We start from the raw sequence: 24,545 nt of genomic DNA, 5'->3' as shown, positions 1-24,545 counted from the left end.
CGGGTGACCCTCTCCACCGGGTGGCCACCCGGCACCGTCACCCACGCGGGCCGGCCCGAGGTGCGGGATGCCGCGTTCGGCGCGCGGCCGGGCGGCCCGGTCCGGGTGCGGCCGGATGCCGGCCCGCACGAGCGATGGCTGGCCGCCGTCGCGCTGGGCGGCCAGGGTCGCTACGCCGCGGCGGCCGCGATCCTGCAGGCGCTGGTCGCCGGCCCGTCCGTGCCGGCCGGCACGGCGGCGCACGCGGCCGTCACCCTCGCCGCGCACCGCCGTCAACTCGGCGGGCACGCCGCCGCGCGCCGCTGGGACGCGCTCGGGCTGCGGCTGGCATGTGCCGCGCTGGCCGCCGAGCCGGTCCCGGCGGGCGCTCCGGATCCGGACGGGACGGACGCCGCCGCCGCGCGGGCCGACGCACTCATCGGGCTGGCCGCCGACGCCATCGGCGCCGCGGACGTCGCGCTGGCCGGGCGGTTGCTGGAGCGGGCGGACAGCGCGGCGCGGGAGCACCCGTCGTGGCGGCCGGCCGTGCGCGCCGGGTGGGTGGGGGCCGAGCTGGCCCTGCTGCGCGGCGAGCCCGCCGCGGCGCTGGCGCCGGCCGAGCGGGCCCTCCGGCTCGCGGCCGAGGCGGGCGCGGCCCGGCACCTGCTCAAGTCGCGCATCGTCGCCGCGGTGGTGCGGGCCGCGGCCGATCCGCCGGCCGCCGCCGCGATGCTGGACGAACTCGACGGGCTCGCCGCCGACGCCACCCGATTCGGGCAGCTGCCGCTGCGCTGGCCCGCGGAGCTCGCCGCGGCCGATCTTGCGGAGCGCGTGCCCGCCCCGCCGCTCACCGGCCCGGGACGACCGCCGGGCGTGACGGAGACTGCTTGTCCAGTAAACGATCGTGGGTCTGAAAAGTCCCGTACGGCGCCGAATGACACGCTGAGCGACGCGCCACGGCGCCGACACGCCGCGGCGGCGACGCTGAGCGTCATTTACCGCAACAGCGACCCGATCGGCAGGCGCCTGATGGGGGAGTCGGCGTGGGTTCCCGAGTGGCCCGGGGTAATGTAATTACTCCATTCGGAGGCTCGTCACCCACATGACGAGTGCCACTCGGCGAAACGCTCTCGAATGGAGGGCACAAACACGCCCTGATCGTGTCAAGGTGAGCCTGTCACCCGCCGATGCGGAGGGTGATACATCACCCGGCTGCAGGAAGCTGCAGGAAGGAATCGTCGTGACGACGGTACTCATCTGCGACGATCGTCGCAGCGTCCGCGAAGGTCTGACCCGCGTGATGTCCGCGGTGCCGGGGGTGCACCGGATCGATTGCGTCGCCCATGGGGACGAGTTGCTGGCCCGGTTCTCCCGGCAGCCGGTCGACGTCGTCCTGGTCGGCACCCAGCGCGCGGTGCCCACCGGGGTGGAGGCCACCCGACGTCTCGTCGCGGCCCACCCTCAGGCAAACGTCATCGTCTTCGGGGCCCCCGACGACGCGGGCAGCATTGCCGCGGCCATTGCGGGAGGCGCCCGCGGTTACCTGCGCTGGGACGCCTCGCGCCCGGAACTGGTGGCTGCGCTCGCGCACACGCTCGCCAGCACCGCCGTGCCGACCCCGCGGGCGCCCGCGGACCCCGGCGTACAGCTCACCGAGCGTGAGCTGCAGGTGCTGCGCGGCATGAGCCAGGGCAAGAGCAACGGTCAGATCGGCCGCGAGCTCTACCTGTCCGAGGACACCGTCAAGACCCACGCCCGGCGGCTGTTCCGCAAGCTCGGCGTGCGCGACCGCGCCCAGGCGGTCGCCCACGGTTTCCGCCGCGGCCTGGTGTCCTGACCGCAGGACCACACACCACCACACGCGGTTCTCAGCAGTACCCCGGACGGGGGTCCGGGTTCATCGGGGGTGGCGTGGCTGTCGCAGCACAGCCACGCGACCGATCCCGACAGTGGGTGCGGGAGGGGGTCGCTGGGCCTCGACGACGGCCCAGCGCAACCTTTGCCGGCCCTGTGCGTCACCTCCTGTGAGGAGCGGGTCCTTCTGTGCCGAGCGCCCTTCGCTACGGTGTTCCGCATTGAGGGCACGATTCGACACGCTCTGTGGTCGGCCTCACGAACGGATGATGACCAACATGCTGCGTAACGCCCGGACAACTCTGTGCGATGAGTGAGACGACAGACGTTCTCGACGAGCTGGTGGCATCTGCGATGGCGGGTGACCGCCGAGCGGTCGAACGTGTGCTGGCCATCATCCGGCCGCTCGTCGTGCGCTACTGCCGTGCGCGGCTCGGTCGGGTGGACCGATCGTCCGTGTCAGCGGACGACGTCGCGCAGGAGGTGTGTTTGGCCGTGTTGACGGCCTTGCCCGGCTACCGGGTCCAGGGGCGGCCCTTCCTCGCGTTCGTCTACGGCATCGCGTCTCACAAGGTGATCGACGCGCATCGGGCTGCGACCCGCAACCGGTCCGAACCGGTCGCCGAGGTCCCGGACTCGGTGGAGTCCGCCGACGGGCCCGAACAGCGCGCGCTCCGTGTCGAACTCTCCGGCCGGATGGGCCGGCTGCTCGACCAACTCCCCGACAAGCAGCGGGAGATCCTCGTGCTGCGCGTCATCGTGGGGCTGTCCGCCGAGGAGACCGCGGAGGCGGTCGGTTCGACGCCCGGCGCGGTCCGGGTGGCTCAGCACCGGGCGCTCGCCCGGCTCCGCAAGTCCATGCCCGAGGAGGAGGTGGTCTGAGTGCGTGATGGACACAGGCGTGACTCTGCCGGGAACCCCTTCGGGAACTGGGACGAGCCTCGCACCAACGGCAACAACGGCTCGCACCCCGCCGGCATGCGGGCCCGCCCGGTTCCGGTCGACCAGTCGGTCGAGGAACCCATCGACCTGGTCGCGGTACAGGCGGACGACGAGCTGATCAGTGCGCTGGCGGCCGGCATGGCCGTCTCCGCACCCGGCATCGACGGCTACGACGACGACGACCGCGTGGTCGCGATGCTCGCCGCGTGGAAGGCCGAGGTCGACGCCGAGCCGATCCCCGAGCTCGTCGACACCGACACCGCGGTCGCCACCGTCACCGCGGCCGCCCGCCCCGCAGGCCGGCGTGCCCGGCACCTGGTGCCGCTGGCGGGCGCCGCTGCGCTGATCGTGCTCGCGTTCGCCGGCGTGTCCGTCGGCGCCCACAGCGCGCAGCCGGGCGACACCCTGTGGGGGGTGTCGAAGGTGCTGTACAGCCAGCGGGCGCAGTCCGTCGAGGCGGCGGCCACGGTGCAGACCAGGCTGGATGCGGTGCGCAACGCGCTGGCGGCGGGCAAGACCCAGGAGGCGGCGCAGGAACTGGCCGCCGCAGCCCCGCTGCTGACCGTGGTCCGGCCCGAGGACGGCGCCCCGCAGCTCGAGCAGCAGCAGCAGTTCCTCGCCGCAAAGCTGTCGGAGACCCCGCCGAACACGCCTGCGGACCCCAACGCCCCGCTCAAGAGCGGGACGCCTGCGCCCGGTACCACCACGGCGGGTCCGACGCCGGGTTCGACGTCGCCGGAGTCCACGTCGCCGAGCAGCTCGCCGAGCACGCCGTCCACGCCGCTACCGGTCGTGCCGCCCCCGTCGTCCACCACGCCGGCTGCGCCCTCGGAGAGCACGACCCCGCCGAAGCCGACCACCGAGGGCACGCCGGACCCGACGTCCCCGTCCGGGCAGGGCGTGCAGCCGAGTTCGGGTACCGCCACGCACTCCACCGCGATGCCCAGGCACCACGGCAGGATGTCCTCGGCCGCCGCGACCAGCTGAGCGCACACGAAACGGCCCCCGGAACCCCGCTCGAGGCGGGAGACCCGGGGGCCGTTGCGGTCGTGCGGTCGGGCCGGCGAGGTGGCTCAGCCGTCGGACAGGACGGCGTCGGCGTACCCGCGGCAGTACTCCCAGGTCACGTAGTTCGCGGGGTCGGGATCGAAGGCCGGCTCGTGCGGGCGCATCTGGCCCTCCTCCAGCAGTTGCTGCAGGCTGGCGCGCAGCAGGCTCCACTCGTGGAAGTGCTGCTCGCCGCAGTCGCCGCAGTCGACCACGATGCCGCGTACCCCGCGCCCCTCCAACAGGGCCTGGTAGACGGCGAGATCCGCGAGATCGGCCACCACCTCGTCGCGCTCCTGCTCGCTCAGCGCGTCCGGCTCCTCGCCCTCGGGCACGTCGAGCGACAGGGCCGGATCATGGGGATCTCCGGCGAACGGGTCTGGCGGCAGTGCGTCCGATGACACGCGGTACACGGTACTCCGCCGGACGGGCGTCTTCCCGATTGGCCGCTGTCCGAGCTCGCGGTTTCGTGATCCGGGCGACGCGGCGCCGTCCGGCGAGTGTGGGCGGTGCCTCGTCCGCGCGGCGGCGCTGCGGCGTCGGGCCCCGATACGATGGTCGCAGGCGGCATGCCGCGCCGCCGGACCTGCTCGGATCGGTGAGGGGCTGAAGGCCAGCATGACCAGCGAGACCGCCGGACTACCGCCGAAGTTCGCCATGCTGGGCCTGACGTTCGACGACGTGCTGCTGTTGCCGGCGGAGTCGGACGTGGTGCCGAGCGCAGCGGACACCGGTACCCAGCTGAGCCGGCGCGTCCGGCTGCAGGTGCCACTCGTGTCGTCGCCGATGGACACCGTCACCGAGGCCCGGATGGCCATCGCGATGGCGCGTGCCGGCGGCCTCGGGGTGCTGCACCGCAACTTGTCCCCGGAGGAGCAGGCCGCGCAGGTCGAGGTCGTGAAGCGCTCCGAGGCGGGCATGGTGACCGACCCGGTGACCTGCTCCCCGGACGCCACGCTGGCCGAGGTCGACGCGCTCTGCGCGAAGTACCGGATCTCCGGGGTGCCGGTCGCGGACGCCGACGGGCGCCTGGTCGGGATCATCACGAACCGGGACATGCGCTTCGAGGTCGACCACAACCGGCCGGTGCACGAGGTCATGACGAAGACCCCGCTGGTCACCGCGCGGGTCGGGGTCACGGCGGAGGCCGCGCTCGGGCTGCTGCGCCGGCACAAGCTGGAGAAGCTGCCGATCATCGACGGCGACGGCATCCTGCGCGGCCTGATCACGATCAAGGACTTCAACAAGACCGAGAAGTACCCGCTGGCCACCAAGGACCCGGACGGCCGGCTCGTCGTGGCCGCGGCGGTCGGGGTCGGCGAGGACGCCTACGCCCGGGCGATGGGCCTGGTCGAGGCGGGTGTCGACGTGCTGATGGTCGACACCGCGCACGGGCACTCCCGCCGGGTGCTGGAGACGGTCGCCAAGCTGCGCGCCGAGGTCGGCGAATCGGTGGACGTCGTCGGCGGCAACGTGGCCACCCGGGCCGGCGCGCAGGCGCTGGTCGATGCGGGCGCGGACGCGGTGAAGGTCGGGGTCGGGCCGGGCTCGATCTGTACGACGCGGGTGGTCGCCGGGGTCGGCGCGCCGCAGATCACCGCGATCCACGAGGCGGCGCAGGCGTGCGCCGCGGCCGGCGTCCCGGTGATCGGTGACGGCGGCATCCAGTACTCCGGTGACATCTCCAAGGCGATCGCGGCCGGGGCGAGCTCGGTGATGCTGGGCAGCCTGCTGGCCGGCACCGCGGAGTCCCCGGGCGAGCTGATCTTCGTCGGGGGCAAGCAGTACAAGACCTACCGCGGGATGGGGTCGCTCGGGGCGATGCGGTCGCGGGGTGGCGGCAAGTCCTACTCCAAGGACCGCTACGCCCAGGACGACGTGCTCAGCGAGGACAAGCTGGTCCCCGAGGGCATCGAGGGGCGGATCCCGTTCCGCGGCCCGCTCGCCCAGGTCGTGCACCAGCTCGTCGGGGGTCTGCGCTCCGGGATGGGCTACGCGGGCGCCCAGACCATCCCCGAGCTGCAACGGGCCCAGCTCGTGCGGATCACCGCCGCGGGGCTGAAGGAGAGCCACCCGCACGACATCACGATGACCGTCGAGGCGCCCAACTACGCCGCACGCTGAGCGCGAACTTCCAGCATCTACGCTGTCATCCCGTGCGTGACCTCGTGGAGATCGGGATGGGCCGGACCGCCCGCCGCAGCTACGACCTGCATCAGGTCGAGATCGTGCCGTCGCGGCGGACGCGGAGTTCGAAGGAGGTCTCGACCGCCTGGCAGCTCGACGCCTACCGGTTCGAGATCCCACTCGTGACCCATCCGACGGACGCGATCGTCTCGCCGGCCAGCGCGGTGCGGATCGGCCAGCTCGGCGGGCTGGGCGTGCTCAACGCCGAAGGGCTGTGGGCCCGGCACGCCGACGCCGAGGGTGCGTTGCAGCGGGTGCTCGAGGCGGCGACCGAGGGGGAGGACCCGGCGGACGCCGTGCGCACCCTGCAGGAGCTGCACGCCGCCCCGATCCAGCCCGACCTGCTCGCCGAGGCGCTGCGGACGGTCCGGGAGGCCGGCGTCACCGTGGCCGCCCGGGTCAGCCCGCAGCGTGCCCGCGAGCTCACCCCGACGCTGCTCGCCGCCGGTGTGGAGATCCTGTTCGTGCAGGGCACGATCATCTCGGCCGAGCACGTGTCCGCCGGGGAGCCGCTCAACCTCAAGGACTTCATCGCAGGGCTCGACGTCCCGGTGGTGGCCGGCGGGGTGGGCGACTACCGCACCGCGATCCACCTGATGCGCACCGGCGCCGCCGGCGTGATCGTCGGGTACGGGCAGTCGTCGGCCACGACGACCGACTCGGTGCTCGGCATCGGGGTGCCGATGGCCACCGCGATCATCGACGCCGCCGCCGCCCGCCGGGACTACCTCGACGAGACCGGCGGCCGGTACGTGCACGTGATCGCCGACGGCGGCATGGACGGCTCCGGTGACATGGCCAAGGCGATCGCCTGCGGCGCCGACGCGGTGATGCTGGGCGAGCAGTTGGCCGACGCGGCCGAGTCGCCGGGCGGTGGGCTGTACTGGACCTCGGCGGCGGCGCACCCGTCGCTGCCCCGGTCGGAGGTCACCGGGTTCGCGCGGAGCGAGCGGGACGTGAAGACCGTGCTCTACGGCCCCTCCGACAGCCCCTACGGCACCGTCGACCTGTTCGGGGCACTGCGCCGGGCGATGGCGAAGACGGGGTACTCCGACCTCAAGGAGTTCCAGCGGGTGGGGCTGACCGTCCGCGGCTGACCCGGCCCCGGCCTGGCTGCCGCCCGACGCCGAACTCCGCGATGTGGCGGTCGGGACGAGCAGTCGCATGCCGTGACGCAGCGTTCGGCCGGCCGGGACCGGGGGCGAGCAGGCCCTGAGCCGCAGGGGCGGCTCAGGGCCTGCTCGGCGCTTCGGCCTGCGGGGACGGTCCCCGCAGGTGGTTCGGATCAGGTGCTGCTGGTGGTCGTCGGCGCCGGCGCGCCGGACGGTGCTGCGCCCCGACCCGGTGCGCGCATGTCGTCGATGCGGGTGGCGGTCACCGTGTCGCCGTTGCGGGTCCCGCTCACCCGCACGTTGCTGCCCACGGGGAACTGCTGCGCGGTGGCCGGGGCCTTCGCGGTGCCGAACGCCGTCTGTGGCGTGAGGTCCACCGTGAACTGGGTGCCCTTCGGGTTCACCACGGTCCAGGTCGATCCGTTCTCGGCGGTGACACGGCCGAAGATTCCTTGGCCGCCGCGGTGGCCCGGGGCCGGCTGCGACGCCGAGCTCGGGGCCGCGGCGGTGGCCGAGCTGCCGGAACAGCCGGCGGAGAGCAACACGACCGCGGTGGCGGCGAGCACGGCGGCCCCGGACCGCACGGCCGCGCGCCGGGTGGGGGTGGACAGGGTCGACTTCACGAACATCTCCTGCTGGTGTCGGAGTGCGCCCGGTCCCCCCGGTCCGGCCGCGTCTGGCGCGATGACTCTTGCCTGCGTAGCTGTGCCTGCACTGAGCGGATGCTGAGAGAACCCGGCATCCCCGACGGGGGCGAGATCACGCCCCGGGGCGGCCGGTTCCGCGCCGCGGACCAGTAAATTGGCAGACGTGCAGCCGCCCACCGTCCTCGTCGTCGACTACGGGGCGCAGTACGCCCAGCTCATCGCCCGCCGGGTGCGTGAGGCGCAGGTCTACTCCGAGATCGTGCCCGCCGACACCCCGGTGGCCGACATCGTCGCCCGCAAGCCCGCCGCGCTGATCCTCTCCGGCGGGCCCGCCAGCGTGTACGCCGACGGCGCGCCCCGCGTCGACCCGGAACTGTTCACATCCGGGATCCCGGTGCTGGGCCTGTGCTACGGGTTCCAGGCCATGGCGCTCGCGCTCGGCGGCGAGGTGGCCCCCGACGGCACCCGCGAGTACGGGCGCACCGAACTGATCGTCGGCGAGGACGCCGGCACCCTGCACGAGGGGCTGCCGTCCCGGCATCCGGTGTGGATGAGCCACGGCGACAGCGTCGTGAGCGCCCCGGAGGGCTTCACCGTCACCGCCGCGTCGGACCGGGTCGGGGTGGCCGCGTTCGAGGATCTCGAGCGGCGGCTGGCCGGCGTGCAGTACCACCCCGAGGTCGGGCACTCCCCGCACGGCCAGGAGGTGCTGCGCCGGTTCCTGCACGAGGTCGCGGGCATCACCCCGGGCTGGACCACCGCGTCGATCATCGACGACACCGTGGCCGCGATCCGGGAGCAGGTCGGTGACGGTCACGCGGTGTGCGGGCTGTCCGGCGGCGTCGACTCCGCGGTCGCCGCGGCGCTCGTCCAGCGGGCCATCGGCGACCGGTTGACCTGCGTGTTCGTCGACCACGGGCTGCTGCGGGCCGGCGAGCGGGCCCAGGTCGAGCGCGATTTCGTGGCCGCGACCGGAGCCAAGCTGCACACCGTCGACGCTCGCGACCGGTTCCTCGACGCGCTGGCCGGGGTGACCGACCCGGAGCAGAAGCGCAAGATCATCGGCCGCGAGTTCATCCGGGTGTTCGAGGCCGCGACGGCCGAGGTCGCGGAGGCCGAGCACGTCGGCTTCCTGGTGCAGGGCACCCTCTACCCTGACGTCGTGGAGTCCGGCGGCGGCTCCGGCACCGCGACGATCAAGAGCCACCACAACGTCGGGGGGCTGCCCGACGACCTCGAGTTCGACCTCGTCGAGCCGCTGCGCGCGCTGTTCAAGGACGAGGTGCGCCGGGTCGGGACCGAGCTCGGGCTGCCCGAGACGATCGTGGCGCGCCAACCGTTCCCCGGGCCCGGGCTGGGTATCCGGATCATCGGTGAGGTCACCGCCGACCGGCTGGAGACGCTGCGCGCCGCCGACGCGATCGCCCGCGAGGAACTCACCGCCGCCGGGCTGGACCGCTCGATCTGGCAGTGCCCGGTCGTGCTGCTGGCCGACGTGCGCAGCGTCGGCGTGCAGGGCGACGGCCGCACCTACGGCCACCCGGTCGTGCTGCGTCCGGTGTCGAGCGAGGACGCGATGACCGCGGACTGGACCCGGCTGCCCTACGACGTGCTCGAGCGCATCTCCACCCGGATCACCAACGAGGTGGCCGAGGTGAACCGGGTCGTGCTGGACGTGACCAGCAAGCCGCCGGGCACCATCGAGTGGGAGTAGGGGCTGCGCCGCACGACCCTGCATGATGTTGCGGTGAGCACCCCGACGGCGATCGCGCCGGAGATCCCCGGCCGGCTGGCCGACGCCCTGCGCACCGGCCGGTTCGCCGTCACCGCCGAGATCGGCCCGCCGCGCGGCGCGGACACGACCCCGCTCCGGCGCGCGGCCGGGGTGCTGCGCGGATGGGTGGACGCGGTCAACGTGACCGACAACCAGGGCGCCACCGTCCGGGTGTCCAGCTTCGCGGGCAGCCTGATCGCGCTCGCCGAGGGTGTCGAACCGGTCATGCAGATGACCTGCCGGGACCGCAACCGGATCGCGTTGCAGTCCGATCTGCTCGCCGCCGGCGCGATGGGCATCCCGAACCTCGTGCTGATGACCGGCGACCGCCCGGAGCAGGGCGACCACGCCGACGCGACGCCCGTGTTCGACCTCGACTCGAACGGGCTGATGACCACCGCCCGCACCCTGCGCGACGAGGGCCGGCTGCTCTCCGGGCGTGCGATCGATCCGCCGCCGCAGTTCCTGCTCGGCGCCGTGGACAACCCCGTCGGCACGCCGGACCGGCTCGCGCAGAAGGTCGCCGGCGGCGCCGAGTTCATCCAGACCCAGTTCGTCTTCGATGTCGACGCGTTCGGCGGGTGGATGGCCCAGGTCCGCGACCGCGGCCTCGACGAGCGTTGCGGCATCCTCGCCGGGGTGGGACCCATCCGGTCGCTGCGGGCGCTGGAATTCATGGCCGGCATCCCCGGGGTGGTCATCCCGGAGACGCTCGAGCGGCGGTTGCGCGGCGTCCAGGCCGACCGGGTCGCCGCGGAGGGCATGCGGGCCTGCGTCGAGACCGTGCAGGCGCTGCGCGAGATGCCCGGCGTCGCCGGGGTGCACGTCATGGTGGTGGGCGACGAGCGCGGTGTCCCGGAGATCCTCGACGCCGCGGGGCTCACCCGCGCCGAGCATCCCGCCTGAACCGGACCAGGGAAGGCACGGGGCCCGTCGCGTGCCCCGTGCCTCCCTGTGGTCGCCCGTCCCCCTCGGTGCGCCGACCCCCCGTCGACGGCACCGCCCGGGCGACCCCGCCGCCGCTGGTGCTCCCCACCACCACCGGCGGCCCGCCGCGCCGCGACGATCGGTGTCAGCGGTCCTGGCGGTTGCGCAGGCTGCCGACCAGCAGCAGCACCCCGAACACCACCGCGCCGCCGGCGAGCAGCCAGCGCGGGTCGAACATGGTCATCGCGGGCATCCGGCCGACGAACGCGGAGCCGGCCACGGCGAGGCTGAACAGCCCGACGAGCAGGGTCAGCGGGTCGGGCATCCGGCGCCGGGCCGGGCGTTCGGTCGTTCCCGTCGGACCGGTCACGGTCCGTTCCCCGAACTCAGCCACGTCGCACCTCCACACTCCCCATGCCCGCCTCGATGTCGAGCACGACCGGCCGGCCGGACAGGACGCTGTCGGTGCCGGGGTCGTTCTCGATGTTCACCGTCGCCCCGGGCCCGCCACTGTGCCGGCTGCCGTAGTCCACGCTGCCCAGCCCGGCCGATCCGTGCAGGGTCAGATCGGCGGTCTGCGGTATCCACACCACGATGCGGCCCATCCCCACCGACAGCTGCGTGCGCACCGGACCGGCCGCTGCGGCGTCGGTGCCGGGCGGGGCATTCAGGTCCAGATTGCGCAGGTCGAGGTAGATCGAACCCACACCGCGCCGGTACTGCGGGGCCACCGCTGTCGTGGCGGTCGGGGCGGCCTGCAGCTCACCGACCCCGCCGCCCCAGTCGCTGCGCAGGGCCGACGCCGGGATCGACACCGCGGCCCAGGTCAGCACGCACATGAGCAGCGCGATCGGGATCAGCCCGCGACCGCCGCGGGTGAAGGACCCGACCACCAGACCGGTCCCGAGAACGGCCAGGACGGTCCCGAGCATCGCAGGCACCGCGGTGACGCCGTAGCCGAGCAGGAGCAGGCTGCCGGCGACGCCGCCGGTGAGCAGGGCCAGCGCGAGCGTCACCATGGTCACCCGGGACCGGCGCGGGGCCGGCGGGGTGGGCGGCGGTGCTGGGGGCGACGGCTCGGGCAGGTCCCAGGCGAACGGGGCGGCGCCCAGCGGGTCCCACGCGGGTGGGGTGGCCCGGACCTGCTCGGTCGGCTGCTCTGCGAGCTGCTCCGAGACCGGCCCGGCCGCGTTGTCCGCGGCAGCGGACCCGGCCGCAGCGGGCCCGGCGGGGGTGCCGGCCGCTCGCGCGACGGGCGCGGTGGGTTGCTCGGCCGGGCCGCCGCCCGCCGCTGCGTTCCCCGGGCCCGCGATTCCGCGCTGGCCCCGGCTGCGGTGCAGCAGGAACAGCAGGAAGGCCACCGCCAGGCCCGGCAGGATGATCCCGCTTCGGTGGCCGAAGAACGTGCCGCTGCCGATGATCGCGGCGCCCACCAGGCCGAGCAGCAGAACGGGGTTGGGCGAACGGCGGGTGCCGGGGGCACCGCCACCGCCGGCCCCGGCGCCGTCGGTCGGGTCGTCCTGGTGGGCGCCCGGCAGCAGCACCCAGCCCGCGATGTAGAGCGCGGCCCCGATCCCGTAGAAGGCGGCCACCACGAAACCGATCCGGACCAGCACCGGGTCGATGTCGTACCGCCGAGCGATGGCCGCGGCGACGCCGGCCACCATCCGGTCGTGCCGGGGGCGCGCCGGGCGTGTCTCCCACATCTCGCGCAGTGTCGTCTGCACGTCCGTCCCGTTCATGGGCACCAGCCTGTCGGCCGCGGATCACGGAGACCATCAGGGAAGCCCCTGATCCGCCCCCGAGGTCGGCCCCGATGGCAGGGCTTCCCGTCCGTGTGACGATGGGGGCGTGAGCTCACCCGTCGCCGGCCCGGGCGCCCAGGTCCCGACGACCCGGGAGCCGCTGGCCCGTCGCCGGTCCGGACGGCTGGTCGCCGGGGTCGCCGGCGGCGTCGCCGACCACCTCGGCGTCGACGTGCTGTGGGTGCGCTCGGCGTTCGTCATCCTGGCCGCGGCCAACGGGGCCGGCGTGCTGGCCTACGGGCTGCTGTGGGTGTTCGTCCGGCAGGAGAGCGCCGACGTCGCCCGCTCGGTGCCGCGCAGCGAGCGCCAGCAGGCGCTGGGCCTGGCCGCGCTCGGGCTCGGCGTCGGGCTGGCCGCGGCCGCACTGGGCAACGCGGTGATCGGCTGGATCGTCGGGCCGCTCGGGGTCGCCGCGGTGGGCGCCGCCGTGGTCTGGCGGGAGGCCGACGAGTCGCAGCGTCGTCGCTGGGCCGCCGGCGCCCGCTCCGGGGTCACCGGGGTGGCCGGGGGTGGGCGGGCCGCGCTGCTGCGCGTGGTGGCCGGCGCGCTGTTCGTCACCGCCGGGATCGTGGTCTTCCTGCTCGGCAACCTGAACCTGGGCCAGATCCAGTTCGGCGTGCTGTCGGTGCTGGCCACCCTGGTCGGTGTCGCGGTGCTGACGGTGCCGTGGTGGCTGCGGCTGGTGCGCGATCTCGGCGAGGAGCGCCGGGAGCGGATCGTCGCGGCCGAGCGGGCCGAGATCGCCGCGCATCTGCACGACTCGGTGCTGCAGACCCTCGCGTTGATCCAGCGGCAGTCCGACCAGCCCCGTGAGGTGCTGCGGCTCGCCCGCGGCCAGGAACGCGAGCTGCGGCACTGGCTCTACGGCCCGACCGGCTACGGCCGCTCCGGCGGCGCGTCCCGCGACCCGGCGCTGGACGCCGGGCTGACCGAGGCGCTGACCGCGGCCGCCGCCGAGGTCGAGGACACCTACGCGCTCACCGTCAGCCCGGTGCTCGTCGGCTGCGACCGCCCGCTCGACGACGGGCTGCGTGCGCTGGTGCTCGCCGCCCGCGAGGCGATGGTGAACGCGGCCAAGCACGCCGGGGTGAGCGAGATCAGCGTGTACGTGGAGGTCGAGCCGGACGAGGTGCACGTGTTCGTCCGCGACCGCGGGGTCGGGTTCGACCCCGATGCGGTCCCGGACGACCGGCACGGCCTGGCCGACTCGATCCGCGGCAGGATGGAGCGGCACGGCGGCGCGGCCCGGCTGCGCAGCACGGCGGGGGAGGGCACCGAGGTGCACCTGTCGATGCGCACCGAGCCGGCCGCCCGGGACCGGGCCGAGGGCCCGGAGCCCGCAGCGAGGACGGACAGCGCGCAACACCCGGCCGCGGACCGAGGGCCCGGAGACGATCGAGAAGGGGCCGCGTCATGACCGATCCGGAGGCCGGCACCGGGACCGAGCCGGGGATGATCCGGGTCTTCCTCGTCGACGACCACGGGTTGTTCCGCTCGGGAGTGCGCGCCGAACTCGACCGCGGCGTCCCGGACGTCACCGTGGTCGGCGAGGCCGGCTCGGTCGACGAGGCGGTGGCCGCGATCCGGCACCTGCGCCCCGACGTCGTGCTGCTCGACGTGCACATGCCCGACGGTGGCGGCGCCGAGGTGCTGCGCCAGATCCGCCCGGAGCTGCCCGATGTGGTCTTCCTGGCGCTGAGCGTGTCCGACGCCGCCGAGGACGTGATCGCCGTGATCCGGGCCGGGGCCCGCGGCTACGTCACCAAGACGATCTCCGGGCGGGACCTGGCCGACGCGGTCCGCCGGGTGCACGCCGGCGACGCGGTGTTCTCCCCCCGGTTGGCCGGGTTCGTGCTCGACGCGTTCTCCGACCGTCCCGGCGCCGCCCCTCCCGGCGACCCCGAGCTCGACCTGCTGACCCGCCGGGAGCGCGACGTGCTGCGCCTGCTGGCCCGCGGCTACGCGTACAAGGAGATCGCCGGAGAGCTGTTCATCTCGGTGAAGACGGTCGAGACGCACGTGTCGAGCGTGCTGCGCAAGACGCAGCTGTCGAACCGCTACGAGCTGTCGCGCTGGGCGTCGGACCGCCGCCTGGTCTGACGACGGACGCCGGTGGCAGGGCGGGCCCGGCTCAGCCGAGCAGGCCGCCGACGGTCCGGGTGAGCCCGCCGGCCGCGCCGCCGACCGTGGTGCCCGTGCCCTGGGCCACGTCACCGACGCCGTCGGTGACGGTGGTCAGCACCGGCTCCGGGGCGGGGGCGCTGCGCGGCGAGGCCGCCGGGGCCGCCGAGGTCGGCGGGGCCAGCAGGCCGGTGACCGGCTTGGTGACCGGCGCGGCCAGCTTCTGCACGGTGTCCACCCCGGCGTCCATGGTGTTGCCGAGGTTGTTGCCGGTCTCGCCGACGGTGTCGCCCAGGGAGCTGACCGTCCGCTGCAGTGGCGGCGGGGAGGCCTGGGCGACGCCCTGCGCGACGTCGTTCACCGCGCCGGCGACGTTGGAGACGATGCCCGGGCCGCTCGGCGCCGGGGCGCTGCCGCCGGAACTGCTCGGGGCGGTGCCGGCGCCGGGGGAGCTGACGGGCGCGGAGGGCGCGGAGGGCGCAGACCCCGCGCCGGGCGAACCCGCGACAGGCGTGACGGTCGCCCCGGGGACGATGCCCGGGACGCCGGCTGCCGGTGCCGTCGCCGCGCCGGCGGGGAGCGCGCTGGGGAAGGCGACGGCCATCCAGTTGACGGGCGCGGCGGTGCCGCTGTCCAGGGCGTGGGCGCCACCGACCGTGGTCGAGCCGGGCAGTGCGGCGGCACCGGGGCCGTTCGTCCCCGGGTAGCTCCCGTCGAGTGCTTCCTGCGCGCTGGAACTGCCGGAGGAGGCGTCGGTCAGCACGGCCGCGCCGAGCACGGAGCCGGCGGCCAGCAACGTGCCGGCTGCGGCTGCGACCCGCCGGGTGGTCACCGAGCGCCGCGGAGCGGCCTCCTCCTCGCCGGTGAGCCGGCCGGTGCGGGGCTGCACCGGGCGGTCCAGGGCGTGCGGGGCGCGACCCTCGCGGCGGAGCAGGCTGCCGACCGAGATGACCGTGCGGGGCGCGGGGAGGTCGTCATCGGGAGCGGGCCGGGGAGCCGGAACGTTGCGGCTCAACAGCTCGGCGACGGTGACGATGCCCGCCGACGCGGTACCACCACGATGCACGATCGGGACCACGGCTCGACATCCTCCCTCGGGGTCAGGTGACCCAAAAATGTCTACCGGAACCCGATTCGTTCACCAAGTGTCATTCATCCGCTCGTCGACGGTCACCCGTTCAGCGTATTTCCGTTCGTCGAAGCTCATCGACCGCTAACCGACGGAGACGACCTGGAAGGCTTCGGCGAGCCGTCCCTCGGGAAATCCGAACTTCCTGGCCCAATAGGTGTGCCAGGGGCGCAGCCGCGCGTCCAGGTCTCCCAGCTGGGCGGTCTGCGAGACGTGCGCGCGCAGCGCGGCGAGCTTGCGGTCGAAGGTGTCGGTGATGTCGACCGCGTGGTTCACCCGTTCGTCCGGTGCGGCCATGAGCCACATCTCGTGCACGGTCCACGCGTCGAGACCGTCGGCGGCCAGCAGCTCCGGATGCGCGAACGGGTTGCGGGCGTCGGGGTAGACCGCGGCCAGCGCCGCCTCGCCGGTCGCGCGATGGTCGGGGTGCGAGGCCCCGATCCGGCGCCACCAGATCTCCGGGGACTGGGTGAGCACCCGCTGCGGGCGGAACCTGCGGATCTCCCGGCTGATGTCGCGGCGCAGCTCGATGCTCGGGACCAGCCGCCCATCGGGGTGGCCGAGGAACGTGACGTCCTCGACGCCGAGCTCGGCCGCCGCGGTGCGCTGCTCGGCCTCCCGCAGCGGCCCCATCTGCGCGCGCGGGGTGTCGTCGAAGCCGCCGGCGTCGCCGGAGGTGCAGATGCAGTAGGCGACCTGGATGCCGGCCTTCACCCAGCCGGCGACGGTCCCGGCCGCCCCGAAGTCGACGTCGTCGGGATGGGCGGTGACGACCAGGGCGCGCTCGACGTCGTCACGCAGGCGCGGTGGGGGTGCAGCGGTGGACACCGCCGCACCCTACGACCGGACCGGGCGCCGCGCGTGATCAGCGGCGCCGTCACCGGCCGTCGTCAGGGCTGGCTGCGGTAGCGCGCCCGGGTCGAGTTCAGCGCCTGGTAGCCGACCAGCCCGCCGCCGGCGCCCAGCAGCATCCCGAGGATGTCGGTGCCCACCCCGCTGCTCGCGGTCAGCAGCAGGCCCAGCGCGGCCACCGCCGTGGAGCCGCCGGCCACCATCCAGCGGCTCTTGACGTAGTCCGCGATCGGTTCACCCGCCGCCCCGCGCTGCTTGGCCGCCGAGTTCAGCATGGCCAGGTATCCGACGTGGCCCAGCGCGGCCAGCAGGCCGATCAGCGCCACCACTGCCGCGACGATCCCGACTACGGTGCCCATGGCCACAGAGTGCCACGGGTGGGGCCTGCCGCGCCGTAAGCGCAGCTGAAGATCAGTGCCCGCCGAGCCGGCCGCGACCCAGTCGGAGCAGCAGCATGCCCAGTACGCGGCCCTCGGCGCCCAGCGGGCGGAACCGGGCGAGCACGGCCATCTCGCGGTTGTAGACGATGCGCGGCCCGCCCGCGGCCATCCGGGCGGCGCCGATGCGCTTGGACACCTCGGTCCGCCGCTGGATCAGCCGCAGGATGTCGGCGTCCAGCTGGTCGATCTCCCTGCGGAGCTCGTCGATCTCGGCCGCGGTCGGCAGGGTGCCGGCCGACTCGGTGCCGGGGCCGGCCTCGGGGGTCTGCTCACTGGTCACGGACATGATCTCCTCCTGTGCCCGGTTCGCTCGTGCCCGTGACGCGGAAACGCCCCGGGTCCGTCGGACTCCGGGGCGTTCGTGGTGGGTGCGTCAGGCGACCACGGGAACCGGAATCCGGTACCCGTAGAAAAATCGCCGGCGCTGCGTTGGCACGCCATGAGTGTGCCACACCGCCGTCGGGAATCGCATCGTCGGGCTGCGCCGGTACCGTGTTCGTCACGATGAGTGCGTTGTTCGAACTCCCCTCCCACAACCCGGTGCGTCCCGCCTCCGCTCGCGGTGCGGCACTGCTGGACGGACTGAACCCGCAGCAGCGGGAGGCCGTGGTCCACTCCGGCTCGCCGTTGCTGATCATGGCCGGTGCGGGCTCGGGGAAGACCCGCGTGCTCACCCACCGGATCGCCTACCTGCTCGCCGAGCGGAACGTGCATCCCGGCGAGATCATGTCCATCACCTTCACGAACAAGGCCGCGGCCGAGATGAAGGACCGGGTCGACGCGCTGGTCGGCCGGCGGGCGAACGCGATGTGGGTCTCGACGTTCCACTCGATGTGCGTCCGGATCCTGCGCCGGGAGGCCAAGCACCTCGGGGTGCGCTCGGCCTTCTCGGTCTACGACGCCGACGACACCCGGCGCCTGGTCGGCCTGGTCGCGCGCGATCTGGAGCTCGACCCGAAGCGCTACCCGGCCCGTGGGCTGGCCGCGCAGATCTCGAACCTGAAGAACGAGCTGCTCACCGCCGAGGACGCGGCCGCGCGGGCGGGCAACGACTTCGAACGCAAGGTGGCCGAGGTCTACGCCAGCTACCAGTCCCGGCTGCGGCAGGCCAACGCGTTCGACTTCGACGACCTGATCATGGAGACGGTGTCGCTGCTGCAGCGGCTGCCCGCGGTCGCCGAGTACTACCGGCGGCGGTTCCGCCACGTCCTGGTCGACGAGTACCAGGACACCAACCATGCGCAGTACGTGCTGGTCCGCGAGCTGGTCGCGCCCGCCGTCGGGGGAGCCGCGCCCGCGCAGCTGTGCGTGGTCGGCGACTCCGACCAGTCGATCTACGCGTTCCGCGGCGCGAGCATCCGCAACATCATCGAGTTCGAGCAGGACTTCCCGGACGCGCGGACCATCCTGCTCGAGCAGAACTACCGCTCCACCCAGACGATCCTGTCCGCGGCCAACGCGGTGATCGCGCGCAACCCCGACCGCCGCGACAAGCGGCTGTGGTCGGAGGAGGGCGACGGCGAGAAGCTGGTCGGCTTCGTCGCCGACAACGAGCACGACGAGGCCGCGTTCGTCGCCGGAGAGATCGACCGGCTGGTCGACACCGGCGAGGTCCGCAACTCCGACATCGCCGTGTTCTACCGCACCAACGCCCAGTCGCGGGTCTTCGAGGACGTGTTCCTGCGGGTCGGGCTGCCGTACAAGGTCGTCGGCGGGGTCCGGTTCTACGAGCGTCGGGAGATCCGCGACGCGCTGGCCTACCTACGGGTGCTGTCCAACCCGGAGGACACGGTCAGCCTGCGCCGGATCCTCAACGTGCCCAAGCGGGGCATCGGCGACCGCGCGGAGTCGCTGGTGGCCGAGTTCGCCGAGCGGGAACGGATCTCCTTCGCCGCGGCGCTGCGGATCGCGGCCGAGCAGCCGCAGCGGGTGCCCGCACTGGCCACCCGCTCGCAGCGCAACATCGCCGCGTTCGTCCGGCTGCTGGACGAGCTGGGCGAGCTGGTGGAGCGCGGCGAGGAGACCGCGGAGATCCTCGAGTCGGTGTACGCCCGCACCGGCTACACCGCCGAGCTCGAGGCGAGCGACGACCCGCAGGACGGCTCCCGGCTGGAGAACCTGGCCGAGCTCGTCACCGTCGCCCGGGAGTTCGCCGGCGACGCGGCGGTGGCAGACCTCGAGGAGGTCGACGAGGACGTGGCGGCCGGGGCCCCGGCGCCCGGCTCGCTGGCGGCGTTCCTGGAGCGGGTGGCGCTGGTCGCCGACGCCGACTCCATCCCGGACAACGACGAGGGCATGGTCACCCTGATGACCCTGCACACGGCCAAGGGCCTGGAGTTTCCGGTCGTGTTCGTCACCGGCTGGGAGGACGGGGTGTTCCCGCACCTGCGGGCGCTGGGCGACCCGGCCGAGCTGGCCGAGGAGCGCCGGCTGGCCTACGTCGGCATCACCCGGGCGATGCGGCGGCTGTACCTGTCCCGGGCGATCGTGCGCTCGGCGTTCGGGCAACCCAGCACCAATCCCGCGTCGCGGTTCCTCGACGAGGTGCCCGCCGAGCTCGTCGACTGGCGGCGCTCGGAGCCGGAGCGCTCGGCGCCGGTCGGCCGGTTCGGCTTCGGCCGCCGCACGACCGGTGCGGGTCGCGGCGACCGCGGCGACTGGAAGGTCCCCGAGCGCACCCTGTCCGCGACGATCAGCCTCGAGGTCGGCGACCGGGTCAACCACGACAAGTACGGCCTCGGCACGGTCGTCGCGGCCGACGGCGTCGGCCAGCGGGCCACGGTGACCATCGATTTCGGCAGTGCCGGCACGGTGCGGTTGATGCTGATCGGCGGGGTCCCGCTGCAGAAGCTGTAACCGCCCGCGGCGTCAGTCGCCCGGCCCGTTGCCCGCCCCGGCCGTATCGATCTTGATTCCGTGCGCGGCCAGCCAGGGCAGCGGATTGATCTTGGTGCCGTCGGGGGCCCAGATCTCGAAGTGCAGGTGCGGGCCGGTGGACTGGCCGCGGTTGCCCATCTCGGCGATCTCCTGGCCCGCCTTGACCTTCTGGCCGACGGTGACCAGGGATCGGTTGATGTGCCCGTAGACGCTGTGCGTGCCGTCCGGGTGCTTGAGCACCACCCACATGCCGAAGCCGCTGGCCGGCCCCGACTCCTCGACCACACCGTCGGTCACCGCGTAGATCGGGGTGCCGATGGCGTTGGCCAGGTCGATGCCGTAGTGGAAGACCCCCCACCGGCCGCCGAAGCCCGACGTGAAACGTCCCACGGTGGGCAGCACGTAGGCGGCGCCGCCGACCAGGGCGGCCTCCGGCGCGCCGCCGGCGAGTGCCTGCTGCAGCACCGAGGCCTTCTTGGCCAGCTGCGCCCCGATGTCCACGGCCTTGGTGAGGTTCTGCACGTCGACCTCGGACTGCGGATCGAGAGCGGCAGGGGCGAGCGAGTCGGGTGCGAGCTGGTCGCCGCCGATCGCGGGCAGCGCGGTGGGCCCTGCGGACGAGGCGTTGACGACGTCGGTGACCGGCACCATCGCGTTCGCGGCGAGCTTGGCGTACGCGTCCTGGACCGGGTTGGGCGCGTGCAGGGACACCAGCGACTGGCCTGCCGCCACCATCGCGCCGGTGGCGACGGCGGCGACCGTCGCACGTCCGCGCAGTGACGCGGAGGGTGGCGCCGGGAGCCGGTATGTCCCCCGGACGTCGAGTACGCCGGTCGGCGCACCGTGGTCGGGGACCGGTTCGGCGCTGCTCGGGGAGCGGTGGCGCGCCAAGACCTGCCCTTCTCGACAGCGATGTGGCGGTCCGCGGCACCCGTGCGGCGGTGGTGGGTGGGGAACCCGCAGAGCCGATCGGGGTCGGTCCTGCTACCCGCCGTGACCGGTTTGTGACACGGACCGCGCGAACGTAGCGGGGTTCGCGGCCGGCAGGCAAATCCGGCGGCGGCGTGTCGATGCACAGACTCGATCCGGGTCCTACGCCGGGGACGATTCCTCACGCAGCGTGTCCGGAACCCGGCTGAGGTGCTGATACCGGTGCCCGAGCGGGTGCTCTCCGGCCTGCGTCCGGGCGAGCGCGGTGGCTACCCAGTGCACCGAACGCGGGTCGATCGGCAGCGAGAGGTGACCCACATCACGCAGCTCGAGTTCCTCGATGTGCAGGTCCGGATGGATCAGCCGAGCATTCCCCTGGGGCAGGATCATCTGGTCCATCCGGCTCCAGACCACCAAGAACCGCGTGCTGCAGTCGGGTGCCGGTTCGGCCAGCTCGGCCAGCACGTCGGAGCCCGGCCGCAGCTGACGGGCCAGCGGGGTCGGCATCAGGTACGCCGTCGCGGTCCCGGTGTGCGGGCTACCGAGCGTGACCAGGGTGTCCACCGTGGCCGACCCGTCCAGCCGCTGCACGTAGTAGCGGGCGATCATGCCCCCCAGCGAGTGGCCGACGATGTGCACCTTCTCCGCGCCGGTCAGCTCGCGCAGGCGTTCGACGTGGGTGCGCAACTCGTGGGCGGCGGTCCGCAGGTCGCCGGTGAGGATGCTGTAGTTGACCGCGTGCACGACACCGAAGCCGCGCCGGCGCAGTGCCCGCCGGAAGACGGTGAACACCGACCGGTTGTCCATGATGCCGTGCACCAGCAGGATCGGCGTGCCGGCGGCCTGCACGTCGGCCACGACGAGGCTGCGCTGCACGGGAGGTAGCGCGTCGGTCCGGTAGACGGCCCGGTCCTCGATCGTCTCGCGGATCAGGCCCAGCGGGTAGGAGGCGACGTGGGCGGCCAGCCAGGCACCCTCGACGGTCAGCCCGCGCACCCCGGCCGGCGCGCCGAACGTGCGCAGTGCGTAACCGGTGGCGCGCCCGAGTTCGCTGGCAAGCGCCTGCGCCCCGCCGGCCGCCGCGGCCAGGCGGGTCAGCCCGGAGCGGACCAGCGCCATGAACGGAAGGTAAGCCACATTCGGCGGACTCGCCCGCTCCGCGTTCCCGATCCGTTACTTTTCGCAGGTCCAGGCGGTGGTCGGTCGTGAAGATCACCCTTTCGGCCGCGGGATCGGCCGGGGTGCGGAGGTGCGCGGTGGGCGAGCGGTTGCGGGTGGTTCTCGTCACCCCGGGCGACGCGGAGAGCGACACCCGCGCCGCGATGGCGCTCGCCCGCACGCTGCGCGACGGCGGGATGGAGGTCGTACTCACCGCGGCCGGCCCGACACCCGACCAGATCGTGCGGACCGCGCTGCAGGAGGACGCCGGTGCCATCGGCTTCCCCGAAGGCGCCCCTGACGCCGCGTCCGCGGTGCGGCGGCTGCTCGCCGAGCGGGACGCCGCGGACGTCGCGGTGGTCGTCGCCGGTGCGGACGCGGGCCCGGGGATCCTCGACGAGTTGCGCGCCGCAGTGGCGCGCGCCACTGCCCCGTGACGGGGCGTCGCACCGAAGCGTGATTGGTGTCACCGGGGCAGGTCAGAGCATGTGCGAGCGGCGTCGCTAGGGTCCATCGTCGGTAGCACGGTCAGCCCTGCGGGCGGCGCCGGAGCCGGGTGCGGATCTCGCACGGCAACCCGCCCGCTGGTTCAGCGAAGTGGGCAGGAGATCCGAGTGGACCTGTACGAGTACCAGGCGAAGGACCTCTTCGCCGCACACGGAGTCCCGGTGCTTCCGGGCAAGACGGTCGAGACGGCGGACGCCGCCGCCGCGGCCGCCGCCGAGCTGGGCACCGCCGTCGTGGTGAAGGCTCAGGTCAAGACCGGTGGCCGCGGTAAGGCCGGCGGCGTCAAGCTGGCCAACAACCCCGACGAGGCCAGGGAGAAGGCCGAGGCCATCCTCGGGCTGGACATCAAGGGGCACACCGTGCACCGGGTGCTGGTCACCGAGGCCAGCGACATCGCCGAGGAGTACTACTTCTCGTTCCTGCTCGACCGGTCGAACCGGACCTTCCTCGCGATGGCCTCGGCCGAGGGCGGCATGGAGATCGAGCAGCTGGCCGTCGAGCGCCCCGAGGCGCTGGCGAAGGTGCCGGTCGACCCGATCGCCGGTGTCGACAAGGCGAAGGCCGCCGAGATCGTCGCCCAGGCGAAGATCCCGGCCGCGGTGGCCGACGAGGCCGCCGACGTGATCGTGAAGCTGTGGGAGACCTTCGTGGCCGAGGACGCCACGCTGGTCGAGGTCAACCCGCTGGTGCGCGACCCCCAGGACAAGATCATCGCCCTGGACGGCAAGGTCACGCTGGACGACAACGCCGGCTTCCGGCACCCGGGGCACGCCGACCTGGTCGACCAGCGCACCGAGGACCCGCTCGAGGCCAAGGCCAAGGCCAAGCACCTCAACTACGTCAAGCTCGACGGTGAGGTCGGGATCATCGGCAACGGCGCGGGCCTGGTCATGTCGACGCTGGACGTCGTCGCCTACGCGGGCGAGAAGCACGGCGGGGTCAAGCCGGCCAACTTCCTCGACATCGGCGGCGGCGCGTCGGCCGAGGTCATGGCGGCCGGCCTGGACGTCATCCTGGGCGACCCGGACGTCAAGAGCGTGTTCGTCAACGTGTTCGGCGGCATCACCGCGTGCGACGCGGTGGCCAACGGCATCGTCGAGGCGCTGAAGATCCTGGGCGACGGCGCGACCAAGCCGCTGGTGGTCCGGCTCGACGGCAACAACGTCGAGGAGGGCCGCCGGATCCTGAACGAGGCGAACCACCCGCTGGTCACCCAGGTGGACACGATGGACAACGCGGCCGACAAGGCCGCCGAGCTGGCCGCGGCAGGAGCCTGAGCATGTCGATCTTCCTCAACGAGAACAGCAAGGTCATCGTCCAGGGCATCACCGGCGGTGAGGGCACCAAGCACACCGCCAAGATGCTCGCGGCCGGGACGAACATCGTCGGCGGCGTGAACGCGCGCAAGGCCGGCCAGACCGTGACCATCGGTGGCAAGGACCTCACGGTGTTCGGCACCGTCGAGGAGGCCATGAAGGAGACCGGCGCCGACGTCAGCGTCGTCTTCGTGCCGCCGAAGTTCGCCAAGGACGCCGTGATCGAGGCCATCGACGCCGAGATCGGGCTGGCCGTCGTCATCACCGAGGGCATCCCGGTGCACGACTCCGCCTACTTCTGGGCGCACGCGGTCGCCAAGGGCAACAAGACGCGCATCATCGGCCCGAACTGCCCCGGCATCATCAGCCCCGGCAAGTCGAACGCCGGCATCATCCCGGCCGACATCGCCGGCCCCGGCAAGATCGGTCTGGTGTCGAAGTCGGGCACGCTGACCTACCAGATGATGTACGAGCTGCGTGAGATCGGCTTCTCCACCGCGATCGGCATCGGCGGTGACCCCGTCATCGGCACCACGCACATCGACGCGCTGGAGGCCTTCGAGGCCGACCCGGAGACCGCGGCGATCGTGATGATCGGCGAGATCGGCGGCGACGCCGAGGAGCGGGCCGCGGACTTCATCAAGGCCAACGTGACCAAGCCGGTCGTCGGCTACGTGGCCGGGTTCACCGCGCCGGAGGGCAAGACGATGGGCCACGCCGGTGCCATCGTGTCCGGCTCGGCCGGCACCGCGCAGGCCAAGAAGGAGGCCCTCGAGGCCGCCGGGGTCAAGGTCGGCAAGACGCCGAGCGAGACCGCGGAGCTCATGCGCGAGATCATCAGGAGTCTCTGAGCTGCGGTAACACGCGAGTAGGACAGCGACGCGCGGGGTGTGCGGCGGCCGGGGAACCGGCGGCCGCCCCCCGCGCGTTTCGTGTGTGCG

At 73.4% G+C, this 24,545-nt stretch carries 24 protein-coding genes; 14 read left to right on the top strand and 10 right to left on the bottom strand.

Features of this window, described 5'->3' with window-relative positions; all coding sequences use genetic code 11:
- The first annotated feature begins 3 nt into the window (after nucleotides 1-3).
- The 4 genes from HF526_RS17620 (at nucleotide 4) to HF526_RS17605 (ending at nucleotide 3,762) form a co-directional block, all read left to right on the top strand.
- On the top strand, nucleotides 4-1,053 hold the full coding sequence (locus tag HF526_RS17620) for a hypothetical protein (protein WP_169382553.1): 1,050 nt from the start codon (nucleotides 4-6) through the stop codon (nucleotides 1,051-1,053).
- Nucleotides 1,054-1,219: 166 nt separating this feature from the next.
- Entirely contained in the window at nucleotides 1,220-1,816 is a 597-nt protein-coding gene (locus HF526_RS17615) for a response regulator transcription factor (RefSeq protein WP_037046231.1), read from the top strand.
- Nucleotides 1,817-2,142: 326 nt separating this feature from the next.
- The gene (locus HF526_RS17610) at nucleotides 2,143-2,715 is read left to right on the top strand and encodes a sigma-70 family RNA polymerase sigma factor (RefSeq protein ID WP_169382552.1); all 573 of its coding nucleotides are present in this window, start codon (nucleotides 2,143-2,145) and stop codon (nucleotides 2,713-2,715) included.
- On the top strand, nucleotides 2,716-3,762 hold the full coding sequence (locus HF526_RS17605) for an anti-sigma-D factor RsdA (RefSeq protein WP_169382551.1): 1,047 nt from the start codon (nucleotides 2,716-2,718) through the stop codon (nucleotides 3,760-3,762).
- 86 nt (nucleotides 3,763-3,848) lie between these two features.
- Here the strand turns inward: HF526_RS17605 and HF526_RS17600 are convergent, their stop codons facing one another.
- Nucleotides 3,849-4,226, bottom strand: coding sequence for a DUF5319 domain-containing protein (locus HF526_RS17600; protein ID WP_338051543.1), 378 nt, complete (start codon nucleotides 4,224-4,226; stop codon nucleotides 3,849-3,851).
- Between the two features lie 214 nt (nucleotides 4,227-4,440).
- On the opposite strand from HF526_RS17600, the gene guaB reads away from it, so the two are divergent.
- Nucleotides 4,441-5,946: an IMP dehydrogenase gene (gene guaB / locus HF526_RS17595; RefSeq protein ID WP_169382550.1), complete on the top strand. Its 1,506-nt coding sequence runs from the start codon at nucleotides 4,441-4,443 to the stop codon at nucleotides 5,944-5,946.
- A 32-nt stretch (nucleotides 5,947-5,978) separates the two neighbouring features.
- On the top strand, nucleotides 5,979-7,106 hold the full coding sequence (locus tag HF526_RS17590; RefSeq protein ID WP_169382549.1) for a GuaB3 family IMP dehydrogenase-related protein: 1,128 nt from the start codon (nucleotides 5,979-5,981) through the stop codon (nucleotides 7,104-7,106).
- 188 nt (nucleotides 7,107-7,294) lie between these two features.
- Here HF526_RS17590 and HF526_RS17585 read toward each other — a convergent pair whose 3' ends face one another.
- Nucleotides 7,295-7,744 (bottom strand): DUF5666 domain-containing protein, encoded by a 450-nt coding sequence (locus HF526_RS17585; protein WP_169382548.1) that lies wholly within the window; start codon nucleotides 7,742-7,744, stop codon nucleotides 7,295-7,297.
- Nucleotides 7,745-7,931: 187 nt separating this feature from the next.
- Between HF526_RS17585 and guaA the strand changes: the two genes are divergently transcribed.
- A complete protein-coding gene (gene guaA / locus HF526_RS17580; RefSeq protein ID WP_169382547.1) occupies nucleotides 7,932-9,482 on the top strand; it encodes a glutamine-hydrolyzing GMP synthase in 1,551 nt (516 codons plus the stop codon).
- 33 nt (nucleotides 9,483-9,515) lie between these two features.
- Nucleotides 9,516-10,448 carry a methylenetetrahydrofolate reductase gene (locus HF526_RS17575; RefSeq protein WP_338051542.1) on the top strand — a complete coding sequence of 311 codons (933 nt, stop codon included), beginning with the start codon at nucleotides 9,516-9,518 and terminating at the stop codon, nucleotides 10,446-10,448.
- 166 nt (nucleotides 10,449-10,614) lie between these two features.
- Here the strand turns inward: HF526_RS17575 and HF526_RS17570 are convergent, their stop codons facing one another.
- Both HF526_RS17570 and HF526_RS17565 read right to left on the bottom strand, forming a co-directional pair.
- On the bottom strand, nucleotides 10,615-10,863 hold the full coding sequence (locus HF526_RS17570; protein ID WP_169382546.1) for a hypothetical protein: 249 nt from the start codon (nucleotides 10,861-10,863) through the stop codon (nucleotides 10,615-10,617).
- Entirely contained in the window at nucleotides 10,856-12,211 is a 1,356-nt protein-coding gene (locus HF526_RS17565) for a PspC domain-containing protein (protein ID WP_169382545.1), read from the bottom strand. The genes HF526_RS17570 and HF526_RS17565 overlap by 8 nt, the downstream gene beginning before the upstream one ends.
- A gap of 109 nt (nucleotides 12,212-12,320) precedes the next feature.
- Here HF526_RS17565 and HF526_RS17560 point away from each other — a divergent pair, with 109 nt between their 5' ends.
- Nucleotides 12,321-13,691 (top strand): PspC domain-containing protein, encoded by a 1,371-nt coding sequence (locus HF526_RS17560; protein ID WP_169382544.1) that lies wholly within the window; start codon nucleotides 12,321-12,323, stop codon nucleotides 13,689-13,691.
- A complete protein-coding gene (locus HF526_RS17555) occupies nucleotides 13,688-14,374 on the top strand; it encodes a response regulator (RefSeq protein ID WP_169382543.1) in 687 nt (228 codons plus the stop codon). The genes HF526_RS17560 and HF526_RS17555 overlap by 4 nt, the downstream gene beginning before the upstream one ends.
- Before the next feature lie 31 nt (nucleotides 14,375-14,405).
- Here the strand turns inward: HF526_RS17555 and HF526_RS17550 are convergent, their stop codons facing one another.
- The 4 genes from HF526_RS17550 to HF526_RS17535 all read right to left on the bottom strand — a co-directional run bounded on the left by HF526_RS17550 (nucleotide 14,406) and on the right by HF526_RS17535 (nucleotide 17,102).
- Nucleotides 14,406-15,473 carry a hypothetical protein gene (locus tag HF526_RS17550; protein ID WP_169382542.1) on the bottom strand — a complete coding sequence of 356 codons (1,068 nt, stop codon included), beginning with the start codon at nucleotides 15,471-15,473 and terminating at the stop codon, nucleotides 14,406-14,408.
- Nucleotides 15,474-15,608: 135 nt separating this feature from the next.
- Complete coding sequence (locus tag HF526_RS17545) at nucleotides 15,609-16,352, bottom strand: PIG-L deacetylase family protein (RefSeq protein WP_338051541.1); 744 nt, start codon at nucleotides 16,350-16,352, stop codon at nucleotides 15,609-15,611.
- A gap of 62 nt (nucleotides 16,353-16,414) precedes the next feature.
- On the bottom strand, nucleotides 16,415-16,735 hold the full coding sequence (locus HF526_RS17540; RefSeq protein ID WP_169382541.1) for a hypothetical protein: 321 nt from the start codon (nucleotides 16,733-16,735) through the stop codon (nucleotides 16,415-16,417).
- A 52-nt stretch (nucleotides 16,736-16,787) separates the two neighbouring features.
- Entirely contained in the window at nucleotides 16,788-17,102 is a 315-nt protein-coding gene (locus HF526_RS17535) for a chorismate mutase (RefSeq protein WP_169382540.1), read from the bottom strand.
- Between the two features lie 218 nt (nucleotides 17,103-17,320).
- On the opposite strand from HF526_RS17535, the gene pcrA reads away from it, so the two are divergent.
- Nucleotides 17,321-19,672 carry a DNA helicase PcrA gene (gene pcrA, locus HF526_RS17530; protein ID WP_169382539.1) on the top strand — a complete coding sequence of 784 codons (2,352 nt, stop codon included), beginning with the start codon at nucleotides 17,321-17,323 and terminating at the stop codon, nucleotides 19,670-19,672.
- A 12-nt stretch (nucleotides 19,673-19,684) separates the two neighbouring features.
- Here pcrA and HF526_RS17525 read toward each other — a convergent pair whose 3' ends face one another.
- Both HF526_RS17525 and HF526_RS17520 read right to left on the bottom strand, forming a co-directional pair.
- Nucleotides 19,685-20,584 (bottom strand): M23 family metallopeptidase, encoded by a 900-nt coding sequence (locus HF526_RS17525; protein WP_239028799.1) that lies wholly within the window; start codon nucleotides 20,582-20,584, stop codon nucleotides 19,685-19,687.
- A gap of 201 nt (nucleotides 20,585-20,785) precedes the next feature.
- Entirely contained in the window at nucleotides 20,786-21,742 is a 957-nt protein-coding gene (locus HF526_RS17520; protein ID WP_169382538.1) for an esterase/lipase family protein, read from the bottom strand.
- Between the two features lie 86 nt (nucleotides 21,743-21,828).
- Between HF526_RS17520 and HF526_RS17515 the strand changes: the two genes are divergently transcribed.
- From HF526_RS17515 to sucD, 3 genes are all read left to right on the top strand, one after another.
- Complete coding sequence (locus HF526_RS17515; protein WP_169382537.1) at nucleotides 21,829-22,218, top strand: methylmalonyl-CoA mutase; 390 nt, start codon at nucleotides 21,829-21,831, stop codon at nucleotides 22,216-22,218.
- 177 nt (nucleotides 22,219-22,395) lie between these two features.
- A complete protein-coding gene (gene sucC / locus HF526_RS17510; protein ID WP_169382536.1) occupies nucleotides 22,396-23,565 on the top strand; it encodes an ADP-forming succinate--CoA ligase subunit beta in 1,170 nt (389 codons plus the stop codon).
- A gap of 2 nt (nucleotides 23,566-23,567) precedes the next feature.
- On the top strand, nucleotides 23,568-24,455 hold the full coding sequence (gene sucD, locus HF526_RS17505) for a succinate--CoA ligase subunit alpha (RefSeq protein ID WP_169382535.1): 888 nt from the start codon (nucleotides 23,568-23,570) through the stop codon (nucleotides 24,453-24,455).
- Nucleotides 24,456-24,545 lie beyond the last annotated feature (90 nt).

It is taken from the genome of Pseudonocardia acidicola (genome assembly GCF_012911935.1).
Classification (GTDB): domain Bacteria; phylum Actinomycetota; class Actinomycetes; order Mycobacteriales; family Pseudonocardiaceae; genus Pseudonocardia; species Pseudonocardia acidicola.
This window is presented reverse-complemented; position numbering and strand designations above follow the sequence as displayed.